Source organism: Rheinheimera sp. 4Y26 (genome assembly GCF_025245835.1).
In the GTDB taxonomy this organism is placed as follows: Bacteria; Pseudomonadota; Gammaproteobacteria; order Enterobacterales; family Alteromonadaceae; genus Pararheinheimera.
Map to the genome: position 1 here is coordinate 291,951 of NZ_JAOBWS010000003.1, position 19,568 is coordinate 311,518.

General features: G+C 48.2%; 18 protein-coding genes. 3 read left to right on the forward strand and 15 right to left on the reverse strand.

Annotated elements, in window-relative coordinates; genetic code table 11:
- Window positions 1–74 precede the first annotated feature (74 nt).
- Window positions 75–1,583, reverse strand: coding sequence for a diguanylate cyclase domain-containing protein (locus N3Z11_RS06590; RefSeq protein WP_260656362.1), 1,509 nt, complete (start codon window positions 1,581–1,583; stop codon window positions 75–77).
- Window positions 1,584–1,907: 324 nt separating this feature from the next.
- On the opposite strand from N3Z11_RS06590, the gene N3Z11_RS06595 reads away from it, so the two are divergent.
- Both N3Z11_RS06595 and N3Z11_RS06600 read left to right on the forward strand, forming a co-directional pair.
- A complete protein-coding gene (locus N3Z11_RS06595) occupies window positions 1,908–2,720 on the forward strand; it encodes a hypothetical protein (RefSeq protein ID WP_260656363.1) in 813 nt (270 codons plus the stop codon).
- A gap of 516 nt (window positions 2,721–3,236) precedes the next feature.
- Entirely contained in the window at window positions 3,237–6,212 is a 2,976-nt protein-coding gene (locus tag N3Z11_RS06600; protein ID WP_260656364.1) for a TonB-dependent receptor, read from the forward strand.
- 264 nt (window positions 6,213–6,476) lie between these two features.
- Here the strand turns inward: N3Z11_RS06600 and N3Z11_RS06605 are convergent, their stop codons facing one another.
- The 14 genes from N3Z11_RS06605 to N3Z11_RS06670 form a co-directional block, all read right to left on the reverse strand.
- Window positions 6,477–6,941 (reverse strand): GNAT family N-acetyltransferase, encoded by a 465-nt coding sequence (locus tag N3Z11_RS06605; RefSeq protein ID WP_260656365.1) that lies wholly within the window; start codon window positions 6,939–6,941, stop codon window positions 6,477–6,479.
- 138 nt (window positions 6,942–7,079) lie between these two features.
- Window positions 7,080–7,373 carry a hypothetical protein gene (locus tag N3Z11_RS06610; RefSeq protein ID WP_260656366.1) on the reverse strand — a complete coding sequence of 98 codons (294 nt, stop codon included), beginning with the start codon at window positions 7,371–7,373 and terminating at the stop codon, window positions 7,080–7,082.
- Between the two features lie 350 nt (window positions 7,374–7,723).
- Window positions 7,724–9,616: a DUF885 domain-containing protein gene (locus N3Z11_RS06615; RefSeq protein ID WP_260656367.1), complete on the reverse strand. Its 1,893-nt coding sequence runs from the start codon at window positions 9,614–9,616 to the stop codon at window positions 7,724–7,726.
- A 255-nt stretch (window positions 9,617–9,871) separates the two neighbouring features.
- Entirely contained in the window at window positions 9,872–11,071 is a 1,200-nt protein-coding gene (locus N3Z11_RS06620) for a pilus assembly PilX N-terminal domain-containing protein (RefSeq protein ID WP_260656368.1), read from the reverse strand.
- On the reverse strand, window positions 11,068–11,610 hold the full coding sequence (locus N3Z11_RS06625) for a PilW family protein (protein WP_260656369.1): 543 nt from the start codon (window positions 11,608–11,610) through the stop codon (window positions 11,068–11,070). The genes N3Z11_RS06620 and N3Z11_RS06625 overlap by 4 nt, the downstream gene beginning before the upstream one ends.
- A 9-nt stretch (window positions 11,611–11,619) precedes the next feature.
- The gene (gene pilV / locus N3Z11_RS06630; protein WP_260656370.1) at window positions 11,620–12,039 is read right to left on the reverse strand and encodes a type IV pilus modification protein PilV; all 420 of its coding nucleotides are present in this window, start codon (window positions 12,037–12,039) and stop codon (window positions 11,620–11,622) included.
- Window positions 12,030–12,497 carry a GspH/FimT family pseudopilin gene (locus N3Z11_RS06635; RefSeq protein ID WP_260656371.1) on the reverse strand — a complete coding sequence of 156 codons (468 nt, stop codon included), beginning with the start codon at window positions 12,495–12,497 and terminating at the stop codon, window positions 12,030–12,032. The genes pilV and N3Z11_RS06635 overlap by 10 nt, the downstream gene beginning before the upstream one ends.
- A complete protein-coding gene (locus tag N3Z11_RS06640) occupies window positions 12,497–12,901 on the reverse strand; it encodes a type IV pilin protein (protein WP_260656372.1) in 405 nt (134 codons plus the stop codon). The genes N3Z11_RS06635 and N3Z11_RS06640 overlap by 1 nt, the downstream gene beginning before the upstream one ends.
- A 641-nt stretch (window positions 12,902–13,542) precedes the next feature.
- Window positions 13,543–14,013 carry a GNAT family N-acetyltransferase gene (locus N3Z11_RS06645; RefSeq protein ID WP_260656373.1) on the reverse strand — a complete coding sequence of 157 codons (471 nt, stop codon included), beginning with the start codon at window positions 14,011–14,013 and terminating at the stop codon, window positions 13,543–13,545.
- A gap of 46 nt (window positions 14,014–14,059) precedes the next feature.
- On the reverse strand, window positions 14,060–14,623 hold the full coding sequence (locus tag N3Z11_RS06650) for a GNAT family N-acetyltransferase (protein ID WP_260656374.1): 564 nt from the start codon (window positions 14,621–14,623) through the stop codon (window positions 14,060–14,062).
- Between the two features lie 48 nt (window positions 14,624–14,671).
- Window positions 14,672–14,986 carry a hypothetical protein gene (locus N3Z11_RS06655; protein WP_260656375.1) on the reverse strand — a complete coding sequence of 105 codons (315 nt, stop codon included), beginning with the start codon at window positions 14,984–14,986 and terminating at the stop codon, window positions 14,672–14,674.
- Window positions 14,987–15,129: 143 nt separating this feature from the next.
- Window positions 15,130–15,582: an SRPBCC family protein gene (locus tag N3Z11_RS06660; RefSeq protein WP_260656376.1), complete on the reverse strand. Its 453-nt coding sequence runs from the start codon at window positions 15,580–15,582 to the stop codon at window positions 15,130–15,132.
- A gap of 443 nt (window positions 15,583–16,025) precedes the next feature.
- On the reverse strand, window positions 16,026–16,487 hold the full coding sequence (locus tag N3Z11_RS06665) for a GFA family protein (protein WP_260656377.1): 462 nt from the start codon (window positions 16,485–16,487) through the stop codon (window positions 16,026–16,028).
- Window positions 16,488–16,574: 87 nt separating this feature from the next.
- Window positions 16,575–18,491 (reverse strand): DUF885 domain-containing protein, encoded by a 1,917-nt coding sequence (locus N3Z11_RS06670; RefSeq protein WP_260656378.1) that lies wholly within the window; start codon window positions 18,489–18,491, stop codon window positions 16,575–16,577.
- Between the two features lie 284 nt (window positions 18,492–18,775).
- On the opposite strand from N3Z11_RS06670, the gene N3Z11_RS06675 reads away from it, so the two are divergent.
- Entirely contained in the window at window positions 18,776–19,558 is a 783-nt protein-coding gene (locus N3Z11_RS06675; RefSeq protein ID WP_313771339.1) for a class I SAM-dependent methyltransferase, read from the forward strand.
- Window positions 19,559–19,568: the final 10 nt, after the last annotated feature.

Genomic DNA, 19,568 nt, shown 5'->3' on the forward strand with positions numbered 1-19,568 from the left:
GATATCAACATCATGGCCGATTTGTACCACAGGCAGCAAGGCCAGAACCTGAGCTGGCGCAGCTTTTTGCGTTTTTATTGCACCGGGCTGCGTTGTTGCCCTTCATCGGCAAGCACCACCTGATTTCTGCCCTGATGCTTAGCCCGGTACAAAGCTTCATCGGCCAGTTGAATTAACAATTCCGGCTCCTGTTGTGGCATAGGGGTGAGCACCGCAATACCGATGCTGACAGTGACATGTCCAAGCGGCGAGCCCTGATGCGGAATATGTAATGATGCAAAAGCCACCCGCATCAGTTCTGCTTGTTGTTTCAGATAGCTGATTTCTGCCTGCGGTACCACCAGCGCAAATTCTTCACCACCATAACGGGCGGCTAAGTCGGTAGCCCGGCGCGCACCCAACCTCAGCAACTGACCTATCTGACGCAAACATTCGTCGCCCTGCAAATGGCCGTATTGATCGTTGTAGTTTTTAAACCAATCCACATCCAGCATCATTAAACCGACCTTCTGGCCCAACCGGCTGGCTCTTTGCCATTCTGCGGCCAGATAACTGTCAAAACGTCTTCTGTTGGCAAGGCCGGTCAGCGCGTCGGTCACACTTAACAGTTCCAGTTGCCGGTTGGCTTCCGACAGCTGCCGGGTGCGTTCCTCCACCCTTTGTTCTAACAGCCTTTTGCTGCTTAACAGTTCAGTGGCCCAGATTTTACGCAGCCTGCGCTGCTCTGCTAATAAAGCCTGGATCACTAAAATGACTGCAGCCAGAAAACCGCAAAATAACTGCATGGCGGTTTCGGTGTCAGTCGGGTTCTCTGAAATAAAGGGCCCATAGCCTGCCGTGGTGCCGACCCACACCAGTAAAAAAGTCATCACCTGAAATAAAAACACCACACAGGGGCTGGCGGTTAAAGTGACAAACAGCAAGGGGATTAATAATAAAGCGGGTTGTAAAAAAGCCGGCGGCAACCAGATTTGGCCTGGGCCAAACAAAAAAAACGCCGTCACAGACAAACACAACAAGGCCAGCAGTTTAAGCCTCGCCTGACGTAAATTGCGACGCCAGCCAGGCTGCAACTGCTGACACATCAAAAGTGGCGCCACCACCAGCGCCCCCACCATATTGCTGACGCTCCAGTTCACTACACCGTTTAAATAACCATGTGGCCAGGGTAAAGAAATCAGCCAATAACTGCCGACGCCAAACACAGCAGCCACAGCACCACAAAGGGCTGTGGCCGGCAAAAAGCGTTTTAACACCCATTGTAAATCAGCAAAAGACTGAGCCATGGAACTCACATGTCCGCAAAGCCATAAGCCAACCACAGCCCCCAGGGTATTACCAGTGGCTGTCAGCAAGGTGATAACAAGCACCTGCCAGGACCAGAGCGACTGCTGCAAGCTGGCAAAATAAACCAGCACCACCAGTATTGAAGCAATAAATACCAGCCAGGCCATCCGGTAGCCGTACAATAATAAAGCAGCAACAGCAACACCTGCAGAAGGCCAGACACTGATGGTCTGGAACAGGTACATGGTAATAAAGGCAAAAAGAAGATAAAAAAAACCAAACCAGAGCCAACGCATTTTGGCAGCTTTTTCCTGCCCTGCCATAGTGCTTATAGTCCTCGGTCGTGATACTGCTGGCTCTGTCAACGCAACAATCCTGGTTCTGTTTCAGATGCAATCCTTTAAGCATCGTCAATTTCCAAGCAGTGTCAACTAAATCTGTCAAATGCACGCAGCTTTTCAGCAGCAGCCTTGATGATAAAAAGTACTATTTGACTACGAAGTAACAAAACTGTGTCACAAAAAGGTTTCATCAAACCAGATCCGGGGTTATTGTTACTTAAAGGTTGCCGCTCTTGCCGATACGATGACAACAGAGTGCTTTTCAACAAAGGATTGTTTATGCGAAGAAATAGAATGCGTTACATAGGGTTATTTTCCGGCGTATTGCTCACACTCACGGCTTGTGGCAGTGACAACAGCACCACCCCTGCAGCAGCTGAAATCACCCCACCCGCTGCAACCTTGCCAGCCCAACCTCTGCCCGACAACAGCCAGCAACAGCATTATCAGGTTTTGCTATTTGGTAACAGCCATATGCGCAGTCATAACTTTTCCCAATTGCTGACGCAGCTGATCCAGGCGGGCAAATCTACTAGTCAGGTGACGGTCGTCACTGCCCCTGGTGGCAGTTACCTTGACGAACGTTATTATCAGGCTGAAAGCCGGAATTTAGTTGAGAATGGCAAATGGACTCATCTGATTTTGCAGGGACAAAAATATTCGACGTCTGGCCTGTACGATTACCCAACTGATCTGACCGCCGCCTGGGTTGAATTGGCCAAAACCAAACAAACAACCCCGGTGCTTTATCCTGAGCATGCCCAAATGGGTAACTTTGCTGAAGGAACCCAAATTTACAACATCCTGAAAAAAGTACAGCAACAACATCCCTCTTGTCTTGCCCCTATCCCTTATGCCTGGGAACAATTGATAACCCGACAGCCCGACATCCAACTGCATGAACGGGATGGTAATCATGCCAATCTGCAAGGTGCCATGTTAAGTGCCCTGGTGTTATATGAGGTGATTACAAACTCGCCGGCCGATCAATTGCCCTATATCGCCAATATCGCATTAACTGCCGCAACTCAGCAGTTGCTGCGACAACAGGCATCCGCAACCCTGCAGCAATACCCTGCCTGCCCCAAATAACACCACATCTGTCTTGTAGTGTGTTCAAACGTGCTGCATCACCGGGGGCAAAGCACAACACAAATGGTACAAACTTTATTGCATCTGATGCGCGGCGACATGACTTGTTGTTGATTGCCACTGCATCAAAGAAGCGGCACAAGGGTGATTTGATGTCATCTGGTGCCGCCACAAGGTGATGTTCATCCCACCACGCTTACCTGTCATAACCCGTCATAACCTAATCCGCCTTTGCGTACTGGTCCGATCAAAGCCTCTACACAACCTCATGAACCTCCATCACAAGCGCCCGGCAAAAACTCAATAACATGATGATTTAAATATATTTACGACGTGTTTTTTTTTAAATGCCGCAAAAGCCCCCCGCCATAAAAGCTGCTAAAAGCACCCACAAAAATACAACACCAGCAGCAACCCACACCACAAACCCTTTACAACTGATGCTTTTTTAATCTAGGATGCTGATCACCTTAAATGGTATACAATATATTTAATACAATATAATAAGGATTGAAAGTGAAACACAGTCGCAATATCAACAACTTACGCTTGTCTGTTCTGGCAAGCGCCTTAGCTTTTGCTTTGCATACAGTGCCGGCTCAGGCGCAGGACAACACCAGCGGTTTGTTAAAAGGTGTGGTCACCACAGCATCAGGTCAGCAACTGGCTCAGGCTACTGTCACGGTCAAACATCTGGAGCAGGGATTTACCCGTTCAGTGCAAACCAATGCCAAAGGTGAATATGTGCTGCGTGGTTTGCCGGTTGGCCGTTATCAGGTGCTGGTTAGCGAGCCTGGTCAGGCGCCTGTTGCCATGGAGCAAATTAACATCAGCCTGGGCCAGAGCCTGGTGTATACGCCGGTGTTAAAACAAGGCGGTGCTGATATTGAACGTATTGCAGTGGCAGGAAGCGTCATGCGGCAGATTGACACCAGCGACTCAACCGCCGGCCTCACCATAGACGCCGACACTTTAGATTTAATGCCGGTGAACACTGGTTTTGAAAATATTGCTTTGTTAACACCTGGCGTTGCCCGCAGCGCACAGTTTGACGCCTCCAGCTTTGGCGGTGCTTCCTCTGCCGAAAACGGCTATTTCTTAAATGGTATGAATATCAGCGCGCTGCGCACCGGCATTGGTTCTATTAACCTGCCTTGGGAAGCCATAGCGCAAACTCAGGTCAAAACCGGCGGTATTTCCGCAGAATATGACCGTTTTATCGGTGGTGTGGTGAATGCGGTGTCACGCTCAGGCACAAATGATCTGCAATACGGCGCTGAACTGCGTTACGACCCGGCCAGCCTCAACAGTCCACACCAAACGGTGTACAAACCCAATGGCGCCATGTCGATCAATAACGAAGACAGCAGCAACCAGTTTCAGGAAGCCAACGTTTGGGTCAGTGGTCCTTTGTTAGAAGACAAAATGTTTTTCTACGCCCTGTTTAACCCGCGCGAATCCAACAACGAATATGCTAACTCGGCCGGTACTTTATTTACCGATTACACCAAAGACGAAAACCGCTGGTTTGTAAACCTGGACTGGTATCTGACGGACGATCACAGCCTGACATTTACCGCCCTTGATAACAGTGCCGATGAAACCTACCGTGAATTTGCCTGGAGCAAAAACGCCGGCATCGGCAATAACACAGGCACCACTGCCCGCACCTCAGGCGGCAACATGTATTCTGCCCGCTATCAGGGCTTTTTAACGGACGACTTATCTGTTGCTGCCACCATAGGCCGGGTAGAAGATAGTCGTGCCACAGTACCAACCAACGCCCTGCCCGGCATCTGGGACTATGTCAATCTGAACGGCGAAAGATACGGCAACTGGAGTACCAGTAACCTGATCAGTGAAGAGTATCAGCGCGACCAACTGCGTTTTGACGTCACTTATCAGCTCGATAACCATACCCTGCAGGCCGGTATCGACAGCGAAGAGCTGAGTGTAGATTACCTCGAGTTTCAAAACGGCGTGGGTGATGCCCGCGGCTGGTGGGAATACCGCACTTACTCTGCTATTGCACGTATTGGTTTACCAAAAGGCACTTATATTCAGCAGCGCCAGCGCGACACCGGTGGTGAGACCGAAGTGAATTCCAGAGCCTTGTATATTCAGGACAGCTGGCAAATTAACGATGGCCTGACACTCAATGCTGGCCTGAGATACAGCAATTTTGAAAACACCGCCAGCACTGGCCAAACCTATGCCAAACTGGAAAACCAGCTGGCACCAAGATTACAGCTGATTTGGGACCCGGTGGGCGATGGTGAGCAGAAAGTTTTTGCCACCGCAGGCCGTTATTTCCAGCCTATTGCCGCCAATATGAATATCAAACAGGCCAGCGGCCAGAAAGATGTGCATTTTTACTTTCAGCCAGGCGCATTAAACGCCGATGGCACGCTCAAACTTAAAGCCGACGGTTCACCTGAACTGGGCGCTCTGGTGGCCACCGACACAGTACAAAGTGGCGAAGTGGATGTTGAGCGTATTGCATCCAATAACCTGGGCCCAATGTATTCAGACGAGTGGACTTTAGGTTATGAGCAGCAGTTGGGCGACAGGCTCAAAGGCGGTGTGCGTTTTGTATACCGCGATTTAAAACAATCGATTGAAGACTCAGATTTAGGTCCTGTGGTGGCACAGTGGCTCAAACAAAATAATGTGAATAACAAAAGCAAAGAAAGTTATTTTTATACCCTGATTAACCCGGGCAAAGACGTGGTTTTTTTGTATGACTTTGACAAAGACGGCACCAAAGAGCGGGTTGAACTAAGCGCCGACGATTTAAAACTGCCCATTCCAAAACGCCGTTATCTGGCATGGGAATTTACCCTCGAAGGCCGGCCAACTGATGATCTGACCGTATTTGCCTCTTACGTCTGGTCACATAGCTGGGGCATGACCGAAGGTTTGGTGCGTTCCGACAATGGCCAGGCCGATCCGGGCTGGACCACCTCTTATGACTACGCCGACTTAATGGACCACGCTGCTGGTAACCTGCCCAATGATCGTCGTCATGCGCTGAAATTCAGTGGTGTATATCAGCTCAATGACGACTGGAGCCTGGGTTTAGTGGCACGCGCCACCTCAGGCCAGCCGCGCAACAAGTTCAGTATTCACCCAACAGGGGTCGATACCTGTGAAGCTGGTTTATGGGCCGACTGGTGTGCCAGCCAATGGTATGACGAAGCGTCATTCTATGACTGGGACGGCACTCCGGCGCCAAGGGGCAGTGCTGGCCGCCTCGACTGGTTATATGAACTGGACTTCTCTGTTACTTACGCCACCACCATTAAAGGCGGCGACTTCACAGTAAAAGGCACCATTTACAACCTGTTTAACTTCGACACCCCAATCCGAGTGAACGAAGTGGCACAAATTACCAACAAAGACGGCAGCTTCGCCGCCAACCCGGACTGGAACATTGCCACCGAGTTGCAGGACGCCCGCACCGCCTCACTGGTGGTCAGGTATTCGTTCTAAGGGGTAAAAAAATCAGCTTTGCGGCAAACTCCCGGCAACAAAGCTGATAAGTAAAAAACCACCGACCAGAAGGTGGTTTTTAATTGTCGATAAAGCGCAAACAAAACCGGCCACAGGCAAAGCCAGGGAGGCCCCGCCTGCGGCCGGTTTTTTGTTTGGGAAAAGGTTTAGGAATAACAGAATTTAACTATCGCCTAAACGGCGAGCAACTTGTTGCGAGTCCAGCGGACGAAGGCCGCGATGTTTAAGGCGCTTGTTAGCATTTTACCCTGCACTGGTAAATGCAGAACGATACTTAACAAAGCCGCGCTTAACTTCCCCTTTAAAACCCTGCTTTTCAAAAAATGCATGTGAATCTAACCGCTGCGAAGAGCTAAGAAGCATGATCTTAGAGCAGTTTGTACCAACGCAAAAAACTTCAATTGCTTTAAATAAAGCAGTACCAACACCCAACCCGCGCGCAACAACATCAACAATAACGTTTTCTACTACAGCGAACGGCTGGTTACGAAACATAACATCAGAGCACAATGAAACTAACGCACTCCCGACAACATTACCTTGGTAGTCACAGACAAATAGCTTTGAGCGCGAATCGTCATAAAGAGCCTGTATTTGTTCTGGCTCTACATTTACCGCAGGATTACTAACCAACTGGTTATACAGTTTCGACAATCTTAAAGCATCTTCGGGCTTTGCTTCACGAACTATCAAATGAACACCTACCATCCTGAAATGCTAACAACTTAATCAACGGGATAAACCACGCTTTAAATCGTGGTTTATCCCTTCTTTCGTTCCAATATGCATCAAAGCTACACAGAAATATGATTTACGACAAGTAGTTATAACAGCTGCGATTTTTGGTTAGCGTGAAAGCGTGGGTAAACCCGCATAGTTAAATTGCAACAAATCACTTACAACAGGAAAAACCGGCCCGGTTGTATAAACGCGAAAAACTAAATCGTCAGACCAACGCCTTTCCCTCCCCGTTTTGCCGAGCCGATAAAAATTGAAAGTTTGAGGTTTTAAGACGCCAACTGTTTGAGGCAAGCGACGGTAGCGCTTGCCGAGTTTTGGCGGCGCCTCAAACTTTTGATTTTTAGCGGGCTTTCGAAGGCACACCGGGGTGATTTCTTTGGCTACTTTCTTTGTCAGCAAAGAAAGTAGCTCGCCCTGCGGCGAAACCGCTATTAAAACGCCATGCTGCAGGCATCAACCAACCGACATCTGGCATAACACAGCTCAACTGTTACCTATGTATTTGAACAAATGTGTTACCTATGAGGTTGAACACAGCGGTTTATTTTCAGCTGCCAGGCTTTTGTGTCGCCAAACAAAACCCAACCAAACAACGCCAGGCATATGGGTATTGCCTGCCCAGGCAATAAAAAAGGCGTACAGCCTAAGCAATACGCCTTCCTCACAACAAGCCCAAGCTATAACTCAGATGGCTTCACTGCCTATAAAAGCGGTGAGGCTATCACAGCGCAGAGGCTAACAATCGCAGATCAACCCGCCGCAACAGGCTGTGCTTTAACCGAAGCCACCCAGTTATTCACCCGTTTTTCCAGCACGTCCAGTGGCAATGCACCGCCACCTAAGACTGTGTCGTGAAAAGCGCGGATATCAAACTTATCACCCAGCTCTGTTTTGGCTTTTTCCCGCAGCTCGAGAATCTTCAGCATGCCAATTTTGTAGGCGGTAGCCTGCCCTGGCCATACAATATAACGGCGCACTTCAGACACCACAGCACCTTCGGCGACCGGTGTTTTAGCTTTGAAATAATCAATAGCTTCCTGCTCTGTCCAGCCTTTAGAGTGCAGGCCGGTATCTACCACTAAACGTACCGCACGCCACATTTCGGTAATTAAGCGGCCAAAGTCGGAATAATCGTCTTTATAAGCGCCCATTTCTTTGGCCAGCAGTTCGGTATACAGCGCCCAGCCTTCCGAATAGGCAGTAAAACCGGCCTGAGTACGGAAGGTCGGCACCGACTTTAACTCTTGCGCTATCGAAATCTGCATATGGTGGCCAGGGTTGCCTTCATGGTAAGCAATGGCTTCCATTTCATTTTTGGGCATGGCTTTCATATCAGACAAATGCGCGTAATAAATACCTGGGCGTGAACCGTCCGGTGTGCCAGGGTAATAATGCTGCGCTGCGCCCGGTTGTTCGCGGAAGGCCTCTACCCTTTTTACCACCAGCGGTGCTTTTGGCAGAATGCCAAAATACTCAGGCAGTTTTTTGTTGATGTAATCTAAATAAGCTTCTGAATCTTTTAAATAGGCATTGCGGCCTTCATCGGTGTCCGGATAGAAAAAGCGCGCGTCGGTTTTAATAAATTTAAAAAACTCAGATAATTCGCCTTTAAAACCTACTTTGTCTTTAATGGCGATCATCTCTTTGGTTAAACGCTCCACTTCATTTAAACCAATCTGATGAATTTGCTCAGCTGTTAATGCTGTGGTGGTGGATTGTTTTAACCGCAGATTGTAATAAGCCACACCATCAGGCAGCTTGGCTACACCAGTGGCAATTTTGTCGGCTTTATCCAGCTCGCTGGTTAAAAAGCCCAGCAGCGACTGATAAGCTGGCTGGAACTGGCTGGTTAACGCAGTTTTAGCGTCAGCCAATAACTGTTGTGCCGCTTTGTCATCCAGTTTATCGGCTTTCACCAGCGCATCTACTTTGGTTTTGACATCAGACCACAAAGGCGCATCTTTATCCGACTCAGTAAAAGGTGCGCCGGTCAGCAGATTATTCACCTGCTCAATCACACCTTCGTAAGCAAAACGGGGTGGCCGTACACCGGCAGCTGCTGCTTTTTCCGCCCTTTGCTGTAAATCAGCAATGGCTTTGGCCACTCCACCAATACGTTTTACGTAGGCTTCCATGTCTTTTACATCATCTACTTTATGGAAGTTCATCAAGAGTTGCGGCAACAAGGCATGCACACCCTGCATCTGGTTAAACACATAACGGTTGCCACGGAATTTGGCCGCTTCAGCTTCCTGCTCGTATTGATAAATCCATAAATCATATGAAGTTTTGGCTTCTGGCTCTAACTTCTCATAATCAAACTGCGCTTTAAGCTCAGCCACAGATGCCGCCAGCCAGGCCAGCTGTTTGTCTTCGGCTTCTTCGGTCATCTCATCAATCTGGTCATTTTTTTCTTTGCGGCCAAGGAAAGTCAGCTGCAACGGGCTCATTTGCAGCTGCTCTTCGTATTTGGCTTCAAACCATTTGTTTAAACGTTCCGTTTCATTTTGTTCTGCAACAGCAGCAGGAGCAGCAGCCTGTGGTGCAGCTGGTTGTGATGTGGTTTGTTCCGGAGCCTGTGAAGCCGGGTTACAACCTGCCAATAAGGCAGCAATACTGAGGGCTAATAATGATTGGCGCACTTTTGTTATCCTTTTGCGTTGTTACTGGATTGAACTTTTGTTGCAGGCAAAGCTGCAGTTTTTTAAGAATTCATCAGAAAATGGGCACTGCATCAACTGCAGTAAACCCAGCATAACCGCTTATCCCACCAAGGTCTAAAACTGATTTGTAAGCTAAACTTTCAGCCGGCATAATGCCTTTTTTAAAGCTTAAAAGCAGAAAAAAAACCGCCAGCAGGCGGTTTTTTTATTGGTTATCACAGCGATTGTGAATAGTTAATAGCCGTCTATCACTTCACTCCATAATGACATGGAGCTGATGCTGGCATTACCGCTGGCGCCTGGCCCGCTTTGTAACTGCCACATTTCTTTGGCTTTACCATCGTCTTTTAATAAATCGCGGGCTTTGGTCAGGGCGTCTAAATCGTATTGGAAAGTGGCATTACCACCACCGTTAATATCAAACACAAAGGTCGCTTCGGCTTCACCAAAACTCCACTCGCCTGTCACCGCATCTTTTTTCGGGTTGGCGAACACAATAGAGCCTTTTAAGTCGCGGTTACCACCACCGTTCATCTGGAAGCTCTGACCCCGCACCACCACTAAACCTTCAAAATCAAGCAGGTTACCGCTGATGGTCAGGTTACCGTCAATAACCAGAATACCGGCGCCTGTAGCCTGACCTTTAAATTCGATATTGCCGGCTACATAGGTAATACGTTCATCGCCCACTTTACCCATGTTATTGGGTGCTACACCACGCTCGGCCAATGGCATAGCGTAATACTGCGCTTTAATCGACTCGATAAAATCGTTCATTTTTTCCGGATCACCGAACGGGTCATCAAAATCAACCACCTTGATACCGCCCTGGTAGTTGTCCATCCGGTCTTTGGCTTCAATGTCATCGACAATTTTGTCGTAGTTGCTGTCAGTATTGGTGGCAAGCGCCGGGCCTATGATTTTACCTGCACTGTCTTTTTCACCAATAACCTGAAATTTGTTACTGTTGGCAGTATCAAAAATTTTGATACCCCCGATGATATTCATCGCACCCAGATTACCCGAGGCTTTTTTCGGCTGATAATAGGCCTGCACCTTGCGTTCGATACCGGTAGAAGTCACGGTTCCTACACTGACCACCCGGACAAAACCTGGTTTACTGACAAAATCTATCGTCTCAATTTGCCATTCAACATTATTGCCAAGACCCCGCTCTGCATCCTGCAGTGCCTTGATCACCGCATCCGGGTCGCCCCAAAGCCCATTGTTGTCTTCATTATCAAAAAATGCTTTCACTTCAATCAGGCCACTTTCAGCCGCAATAAAAGCTTCAGACACCTGTTTTTGATTCGAAGAAATACGTTCGTTCATTTGCATCGAACTGATGCCGGCCACACTGATCAAAGTTGCTACCATCAGCAGTAACAACGAAATGATCAACACCGAGCCTTTCTGACTATGATTCATATTCATGCCCCCGCAGCTGGCTGAAATTTACTTTGCAATACCGCATTTCGCAGCGCAGAGCGAAACGAAATACGATGCTGGCGATCCTCATCTCCACGGCTGGTTGTCAACTCAACCGTGGTTTCAATTTGCACTGCGCTGCCACATACCACAGCAGCCCCCAGCGGGTCTAAACAAGCGACCGTAAAAAAATTAACATTTTCAGCCACAATAGAGGCTGGATCGGCATTAAGCTGACGTGTCAGCTCATTGTTATTATTACGCTGATACACGACGGTACCAGCGGCAGTTGTCAGGGTTAACACAGTGCCGTTATTGGCAGTGGCTACGCCGGTTGCACCGCGGCTATCGACTAAAATTGAGTCGTTAATATAAGAAAAATCGCCTTGCAAAGCGGTAAAACGCTGCGCTTCGCTGTAAGACAAATGGCCGGACACCATCACAGAGGTCACGCCCCATAACAGGATAGCCCCCAGTGCCAGACTGATCATCAGTTCAACCAGCGTCACCCCGGCCTGATATGTAAATTGTCGCTGCAAATACATCAGTTGCTCCTAAGGATAAAGCCGGAATGAATAAGAAAAAGAGGTGTTTTCGTCATCAAACCGGGTTTCATCCCAGGTGATTTGCACCGTATACAAAGTATCGCCTGCTGCAGGTTCAACAATAGTGGTCACCAGACCTGGCAAAGTGACGTTATTGTCATTGGTCAGCTGCCAGCGCTGCTGCACCTGAGCCTGAATTTGCAGCACAGTTAAAGGCGCTGCTGCAGCCGCATTGGCCCACATACGCTCTACTGTATCGGCGGCAATGATATTGGCTAAACCCCGCTGATAAGCGGAATGACTGGACTGCAAAGTTTTCATTTGCAAACCTGCTAAACCTAAAGCGCCAAATGCCAGAATCAACATAGCAATCAACACTTCAAGCAGACTAAAACCACCTTGTTTTACAACGCCAGCTGTTATTGACATTGTCCTGCCTCCACTGCAATTTTTCCGCCAGGCAACACTGTTACCTGCCGGCTGTATTTGGTGCTTTCATCCACAATGACACCAATACAACGTTGTTGTAACGGCCTGCCACGGCTGTCAAAGATGACGTTTTGGTCGCCGCCAAGCGCCACGTTTTCGTCGGAAACGTCTAACCGGCGCAGCAGCTCGTTATTGTCGGTACGAAAAACCTGCAGGTTCCAACCGCCCGATACCTCTGTCATCCGCGCTTCCACATTAAGCTGGCGCTTCACCGCTTCGGAGCGGGCGTAATGCAGATAACTTAAAATTTGATTCGATTGACTTCTGGCTTTGCTGTCGCGGATCAAATCCATAAAAGAAGGGATGGCGATCCCAAGAATGACCGCCAAAACCGCCAGCGTCACCAGCAGTTCAATCAGGTTAAACCCTTTGTGGCCTTTAGCCCCCTGGCTTTTCATTACCAGCAAACTCCGGCAGTAGTGGCCGTTTTCTGGCCGGTATTATCAATAGTAAAAGTCAGGCATTCAGTGTCTTTAGCCTGACGTCCGGTGGCTGTTGCTGTCAGGGTATAACTGGCTGCAGTGACATTTGCACTGATAGTGTAATAACCATTAGTACTGGTGGCAGGTAACACCAGACCGGTATAACTGTTGGTTTCGGTGAATCGACGTTCCAGCAATTGTGCTGTGGTGGCAAGCGTATCTATGGCATCTGAGCGGTGTGACCTCAGCACCATTTGCTGGTATGCAGGAAAAGCGATTGAAGCAATAATGGCAATAATCACTACTGTGACCATCACTTCAATTAACGTAAATCCTTTACTCTTTTTACCTGAACGAACAGACAACAACGCTCCATTCATTTACTTCTCCATATGTTCTTGTACAACTAAACATCATTCCGTACTGTAGAACAAACAAAAAACAATATCCAGAAGCACAAAAAACACATAAATAAACACAAAACAGGGTATAAAAAAATAAAAAATACACCATAAAAAAACAATTAATAAACAATATGTAAAAATAACTGGCAGCACAGGCCGGTTATGTTGCAAAAAAGCGCTTTCAAAAAACAGAAATAGCCAGATAAAAGAACCAATTGTTACTTTTATGAAAATAAAATTATCAAAGAACTTTCTAAAAAATGATTAAACCGTCAATTATTCAGCGAATAATTTCAATATAAAGCCAACAAGCCGTCACTGGTAAGAGCAGTTTTTGCTATCAAATATCACAAAGTCAGGAAAAAAACCGGCATAGCGGTGCAAAACAGCAATGTTGTACACAAACCGCAGCCGAACAGCTGCATCAGATAAAACAAGATAAAAAAGTGCTGCAAAATTGCAGACGAGGGCCTTTGTAAAAAAGAAAACTCCGCTTATCAGGCAGATGCACTACCTTTGCTTCGGCGTAAAACCGGGCTGAGCTTACCGAAGCCCGAAGCCACACCAACCTTGTGTGGCAACAAAAGTCAAACCACTGCGGGGCATAAAAAGTATTGTTATTGCGACTTCAGCACCAGTTGCATCGGCACATCCCTGATGCCTTGTGTATTACGCTGACCGCCAACTGCAACAAAACCCAGTCGCTGATAAAGCGGCTGTGCATATAAAGAAGAATTAACAGTGAAGATTGCGGTATTGGCACGCAGCAAACAACGCTTTTTTGCCTCAGCAAAAAGCTGGGTGGCATAGCCCCTCCCCTGACAGTGGCTTGCCACAAATAAATGATACAAATGACTGTTATCACGGGTGGCGACCACTGCAACCAGCTCCCCATCCAGTTCACCCAGCAGATAATCAAAGTTTGCTTGCTGAATATAACCGGCAATAGCGCTGTCGCTCATCGATTGCAGCAACAAAGCAGCACCTTCACTGCTACAGTCGGGCGCAATAAAACGGCGGGTTAAATCCTGCAGCAGCGCACTGATGGCGGAGGTATCACTGAGAGTTGCCTGGCGGATCCTTAACATCAGTCACTCCTGCTGTAACCCACTGTAGTTTGAAACTTCGCTGGTATTAAGCTGTTGTTGGGCACTCAGCATCCTGCCCAAAATCCTGCTTAGGATTTGGCAACAACAACTGCCAATAGCCAACATCCAGCCATTGGCCAAACTTGGTACCCACCTGATAAAAGTGCGCCACTTTTGTCATGCCAAATTTTTCATGTAACGCCACACTGGCGTCGTTTGGCAAGGCAATACCGGCGATAACTGCATGATAGCCGGCCTGAGTTAATTGTTGTAATAGCTGTTGCATTAACAGGCTGCCATACCCCAAACCTGCGCTACCGGGCGACAGATACACACTGGATTCGACTGAAAAACGATAACCAATCCGGGCACGCCAGGGGCTGGCATAGGCATACCCCAGCACCAGCCCCTGCTTTTCCAGCACTAAAAAGGGTAATTCCGAGCTCAGGATGGCCTGCATCCGCTGCAGCATCTCGTTGTCTGTTAAGCAACTTTGCTCAAAAGTCACTGTGCTGTGTTCAATATAATGGTTGTATATCAAAGCAATAGCAGCGGCATCTGACTCTGCCGCTGGTCGCAACCTGATCTGCGTCACTACAGCGTTATCCACGTTCCACCACCTCATCACCAGGTTTTTAAGCGCCATTGCCCGCTGAAATTAACAGCGTCGGTGCAACAATTCCAACAATCTGGCCCGCACTACTTTTTGTTCCAGATAATAACTACAAAGGCCGGCCACTGAGATTAACGTGACCACTGTCAACCAGCTGATAAAACCGGCGTCACTGCGCTGATTAAAATACATCAGGCTTAATGCCAGCAAATACACAGTGATCAGCCAGGGCATCAGCCGCACTATATAACGCAGCCACATAGTGCTTTGTTTGGCTTCCAGTACAATTTCAGCCAACTGGGCATTATTTAAATGTGATGTAAAAACAAGTTGTTGCTGCAACCAAAGATGATGACCCACAAATCCTCCCTGAAACAAAAAACTAAACTGAAAAGTCATAAAAAAACCGGCCATCAGCTGACCGGTCAAGCGAAAAATATACCTTTTATTAACTTTTCAAACAACAAGGTTGTGGCTATTTCAGGTCTGTATAGCTGCAGCTTTCAGCTTTGTTCCGGCAACTGAGCTTCAACCAGCAACGCCAGCATCGCTAAACTATCCTGCCAGCCAAGATAACAGGATTCAGCCGGGATCACTTGCGGCACGCCCTGCTGGCGAATTTTCAGCTCAGTACCACAACTGACGGCAGTTAAAGTCACTGTCACTTCCATCGGATCCGGTAAGTTCGGATCGTCAAACTTGTCGATATAACGAATGAGTTCACCAGGTTTTAATTCCAGATACTGGCCGCCAAAACTGTGACTCTGGCCGGAGCGGAAATTGGTGAAAGCCATTTTAAACAAACCACCTTCGCGCGCATCCAAATGCTCAACAGTGCAGACATAACCATGAGGCGGCAACCATTTGGCAAGAGCAGCAGGTGCCAAAAAAGCACGAAAAACCATTTCCGGACTGGCCTTTAAAACACGATGTAATTCTATGGTGTGATGGGACATGCAAAATGCTCCTTTTGCTGATATCTGCCTAAACCGGATTTTCCGGTTCAGATGCTGTTGACAGTGCCTGGAAATTCAGCCGGAACCGCATCACAATCCGGCCTGAACCAACGGCCACAATGGCACTGAGCTTGGCAAAGAAACTTGATTAAAGTGGTACAACCACAAAAAAAATTCATGACAGGCTGTGGTTTTAGCAACAAATAAACCGGGCAAAGGTGATGCCTGTTGTGTTGATATTGCCGCCAATACCAGTTGCTAAATCTCGATTCAGACGCTCGCCGGATTTATCCGGTCGTGGCCTGTCTCAGCGCATTTCACGCCTTATTACACAGCACAACAGCAATACAACTCTGCGATCTGATAAAAACTTTATTTGTCGAGGCAAAAACAGGCTGCTGTGCACTTTGAGGCACAGCAGCTTCAGTTGCAGACTATCAGTATCAGACGTCTGGTTCGGCGTATTGCGCCAGAACTTCAGCTTCGGTCAGCTCCAGCGTTGAATTGGCAAAACAATAATATGCCGGTTTGTGGTCGATAAAAATTTGTTCCGTAAATACAAATGGATGCTGTGGTGTTAACAGCCCCACCGGCACTATATACCTGTTGTCCGGAATAAAACGATAAAACAGATGGGTGCCACAACTGCGGCAAAACGCCCGTTCTGCCCAATCTGATGAGCCATACACAGCGATGGCTTCAGTGCCTTCAAACTCGACCGAACTGCCGCAATTGACCGCCAGCAGCGGCCCGCCGCCCCAGCGCCGGCACATGCCACAATGACAGGCGTCCATTGCTGTGCCTGCCAGAGCCCGAAATCGTACAGCACCGCATAAACAGCGGCCCTGCACTGCAACTTGTTCTATCGCTTGTTCTGTTGTCTGCTCTGTTGTTTGTGCTGACATCAGTCACCTCCTTGTTGTTCAAACTCCATGTTGATTTTTAGGCAAAACACAGGCGGCCGTAAACACGCCGCCTGTGTTCGTTACAGATTAAACACTGCTTGCTTTAACGCTGTCCACCCATTGTTGCACCCGTTTTTCTAACAGTTCCAGCGGCAAGGCACCGCCGTTCAGCACTGTGTCGTGAAAAGCGCGGATATCAAACTTATCACCCAGCTGCTGCTGCGCCTGACTTCTTAATTGCAGAATTTTCAGCATACCAATTTTGTAAGAAGTGGCCTGCCCCGGCATCACCAGATAACGGCGCACTTCAGACACTACGGCAGCTTTGGCAACAGGCGTTTTTTCCAGAAAATAATCAATGGCTTGTTGTTCAGTCCAGCCTTTGGCGTGCATGCCGGTGTCGACCACTAAACGCACGGCGCGCCATATTTCAGTGACTAAACGGCCAAAGTCAGAATAGGGGCTCTGATAAGCGCCCATCTCTTTGGCCAGCAATTCTGAGTACAAACCCCAGCCTTCGGAATAAGCAGTAAAACGTGCCTGGGTGCGGAACTTGGGCACAGATTCCAGCTCCTGAGCGATGGAAATTTGCATATGATGGCCAGGGCTGCCTTCATGATAAGCAATGGCTTCCATTTCATTTTTTGGCATGGCTTTCATATCCGACAAATGAGCGTAATACACACCTGGCCTTGAGCCATCTGGCGTGCCGGCCGAATAATGCTGCGCCGCACCCGGCTGCTCACGAAAGGCCTCTACCCTTTTCACCACCAGCTTGGCTTTGGGCAAAATGCCAAAATACTGCGGTAATTTTTCGCCGATAAAAGCCAGGTACGCCTCAGAGTCTTTGATATAAGCTTCGCGACCTTCGTCTGTGTCCGGATAAACAAACTGGCTGTCAGTTTTAATAAAGTGGAAAAACGCTTTTAAATCACCTGTAAAACCCACTTTGTCTTTAATGGCGTTCATCTCTTTGGTTAAACGCTCAACTTCATCCAGACCAATCTGATGAATTTCATCGGCGGTCAGCGCTGTGGTGGTCGACTGCTGTAAACGCAGATTATAAAAAGCCACACCGTCCGGCAGGGCTGAAGCGCCATGGGCGTCCTTTGGCATGCTGGCAATTTCAGTTTGTAAATATTGCGCCAACGCCTGATAAGCAGCACGGAACTGGCTGGTCAGCGCCGTTTTGGCGTTATTGCGAAGCTCAGTCGCTTCATCGTTAGATAATTTGTCAGCTTTAACCAGCGCGTCAATTTTGCTGTTGATATCACTCCACAGCGGCGAGTCCGCGCCTTGCTGCTCAAAAGGCTGACCCTTCAGTAAATTATTTACCTGCACCAGCGCACCTTCATAAGCAAAACGTGGCGGGCGCACCCCGGCCTTGGCTGAGCTGATGGCTCTTTGCTGTAAATCGGCGATGGCTTTGGCAACACCGCCAATCCGGCTGATATAAGCCTGTACATCTGCTTTGTTGTCTACTTTGTGAAAGTTGATCAACATTTGGGGTAACGACGAATGCATACCCCGCATCTGATTAAACCAATAACTGTGACCACGGTAAGCTGCTGCTTCTTTGGCGCGTTCAAACTGGTAAATCCATAAGTCGTAAGAAGTTTTGGCTTCGGCATCCAGCTTGCTGTAATCAAATTGTGTTTTAAGCTCCGCCACTGTGGCTTCAAACCACAACAACTCTTTTTGCTCAGCTTCAGCAGTCATATCGTCCACCTGGTCGTATTTTTCTTTACGGCCAAGGGCTGTCAGGCGCAGTGGGCTCATTTGCAGCTGCTGCTCGTATTTTTGTTCAAACCACTGATTTAACCGCTTAGACTCTGACTGTGCCCTTACCTGAACTTCAGCTGCCGGCGCTGGCGCGCCATTACCAATCTTATCGCCTGCGCTATTGGCGCTGTTGTTTTGTGGATCACTGGCTGGCTGACAGGCCATAAGGGCCGCAGCAATACTGATGGCCAACACAGTTTTTGCAGAAAATAAATATCGCATTTTTTATCCTTCTTGTTGTGATGCAAAGGCGCTGCAACAGCAGAGCACAGTCTGAGCTTTATAGTGCAAGCGCAACCACGGAAGCGGCAAGAGGCTGCGCCCGTCAGTCGTAGCTATTGTTTGTGGATTGGTAGCATTTTGGCCTGAGTCGCCAAAATGCATGCGGCTACCTGGTGCTTTGTGCGGTATTTGCAACACAAACAAAAGCGGCAAAATACTTCGCATCGGCACTCATTCCTGATATTCCTCGTATCTACTTCGCATCAGCACTCTGGTCGGTTAAAATGCGCGCCCTGAATTTTATTGCCGCTGAGCGCCACCCGATGTCTTTTAACGCTTTATATACTGATTTATCAGGCTATTACGATTTAATGTGTGCCGACATCGACTATCAGCGCCAAAGTGAAGCTGCGATGCGCCTGCATCAGTTTTTTGGCAGTGGCGGCCTGAACCATCTGGATTTAGCCTGTGGCACAGGGCCGCATATTCAGCATTTTTTAAAGGCCGGTTATCAGTGCACCGGGCTGGATTTAAATCAGCCGATGCTGGATATTGCGAAGCTGCGCTGCCCAGAGGCGCAATTTATACAGCAGAATATGTGTGCGTTTAACATAAGCGAACCTGTTGATTTAATTACCTGTTTTTTATATTCCTTGCATTACAGCGGCAATATTGAGGGTTTAACAGCCTGTTTGCGCCATGTAGTCCCTGCGCTCAAATCCGGTGGTGTGTTTTGTTTTAGCGCGGTAGATAAACACAAAATTGATAACAGCGCTTTATTACGTCAGCACGCCCGCCATCAGCACAGCGATTTTGTGTTTGAGTCCGGCTGGTTTTATCAAGGGTCCGGTGACGAGCAGCAGCTCAGGCTGAAAATTCAGAAAACCACCCAAGGCGTGACTGAGTTATGGCAAGACCACCACCCTATGGTGGCGGTCAGTTTTGCTGAGCTTCAAGCCCTGCTTGCGCCTGACTTTGAGGTGGTGATGCTGGAGCACGACTTTGAGAAAATCCTGCCGCTTGAGCCAGATTCCGGCAACGCTTTAGTGGTCTGTATCAAACGTTAAATCACACAAA

Bases quoted from the DNA above. Each gene is read 5' to 3' on its own strand.
- N3Z11_RS06675 (WP_313771339.1), top strand. From the start codon at position 18,776: ATGCGCGCCCTGAATTTTATTGCCGCTGAGCGCCACCCGATGTCTTTT.
- N3Z11_RS06645 (WP_260656373.1), bottom strand. From the start codon at position 14,013: ATGTTAAGGATCCGCCAGGCAACTCTCAGTGATACCTCCGCCATCAGT.
- N3Z11_RS06660 (WP_260656376.1), bottom strand. From the start codon at position 15,582: ATGTCCCATCACACCATAGAATTACATCGTGTTTTAAAGGCCAGTCCG.
- N3Z11_RS06635 (WP_260656371.1), bottom strand. From the start codon at position 12,497: ATGAAAAGCCAGGGGGCTAAAGGCCACAAAGGGTTTAACCTGATTGAA.
- N3Z11_RS06665 (WP_260656377.1), bottom strand. From the start codon at position 16,487: ATGTCAGCACAAACAACAGAGCAGACAACAGAACAAGCGATAGAACAA.
- N3Z11_RS06620 (WP_260656368.1), bottom strand. From the start codon at position 11,071: ATGAATATGAATCATAGTCAGAAAGGCTCGGTGTTGATCATTTCGTTG.
- N3Z11_RS06670 (WP_260656378.1), bottom strand. From the start codon at position 18,491: ATGCGATATTTATTTTCTGCAAAAACTGTGTTGGCCATCAGTATTGCT.
- pilV (WP_260656370.1), bottom strand. From the start codon at position 12,039: ATGTCAATAACAGCTGGCGTTGTAAAACAAGGTGGTTTTAGTCTGCTT.
- N3Z11_RS06605 (WP_260656365.1), bottom strand. From the start codon at position 6,941: ATGGTAGGTGTTCATTTGATAGTTCGTGAAGCAAAGCCCGAAGATGCT.
- N3Z11_RS06625 (WP_260656369.1), bottom strand. From the start codon at position 11,610: ATGTATTTGCAGCGACAATTTACATATCAGGCCGGGGTGACGCTGGTT.
- N3Z11_RS06590 (WP_260656362.1), bottom strand. From the start codon at position 1,583: ATGCGTTGGCTCTGGTTTGGTTTTTTTTATCTTCTTTTTGCCTTTATT.
- N3Z11_RS06595 (WP_260656363.1), top strand. From the start codon at position 1,908: ATGCGAAGAAATAGAATGCGTTACATAGGGTTATTTTCCGGCGTATTG.
- N3Z11_RS06640 (WP_260656372.1), bottom strand. From the start codon at position 12,901: ATGAATGGAGCGTTGTTGTCTGTTCGTTCAGGTAAAAAGAGTAAAGGA.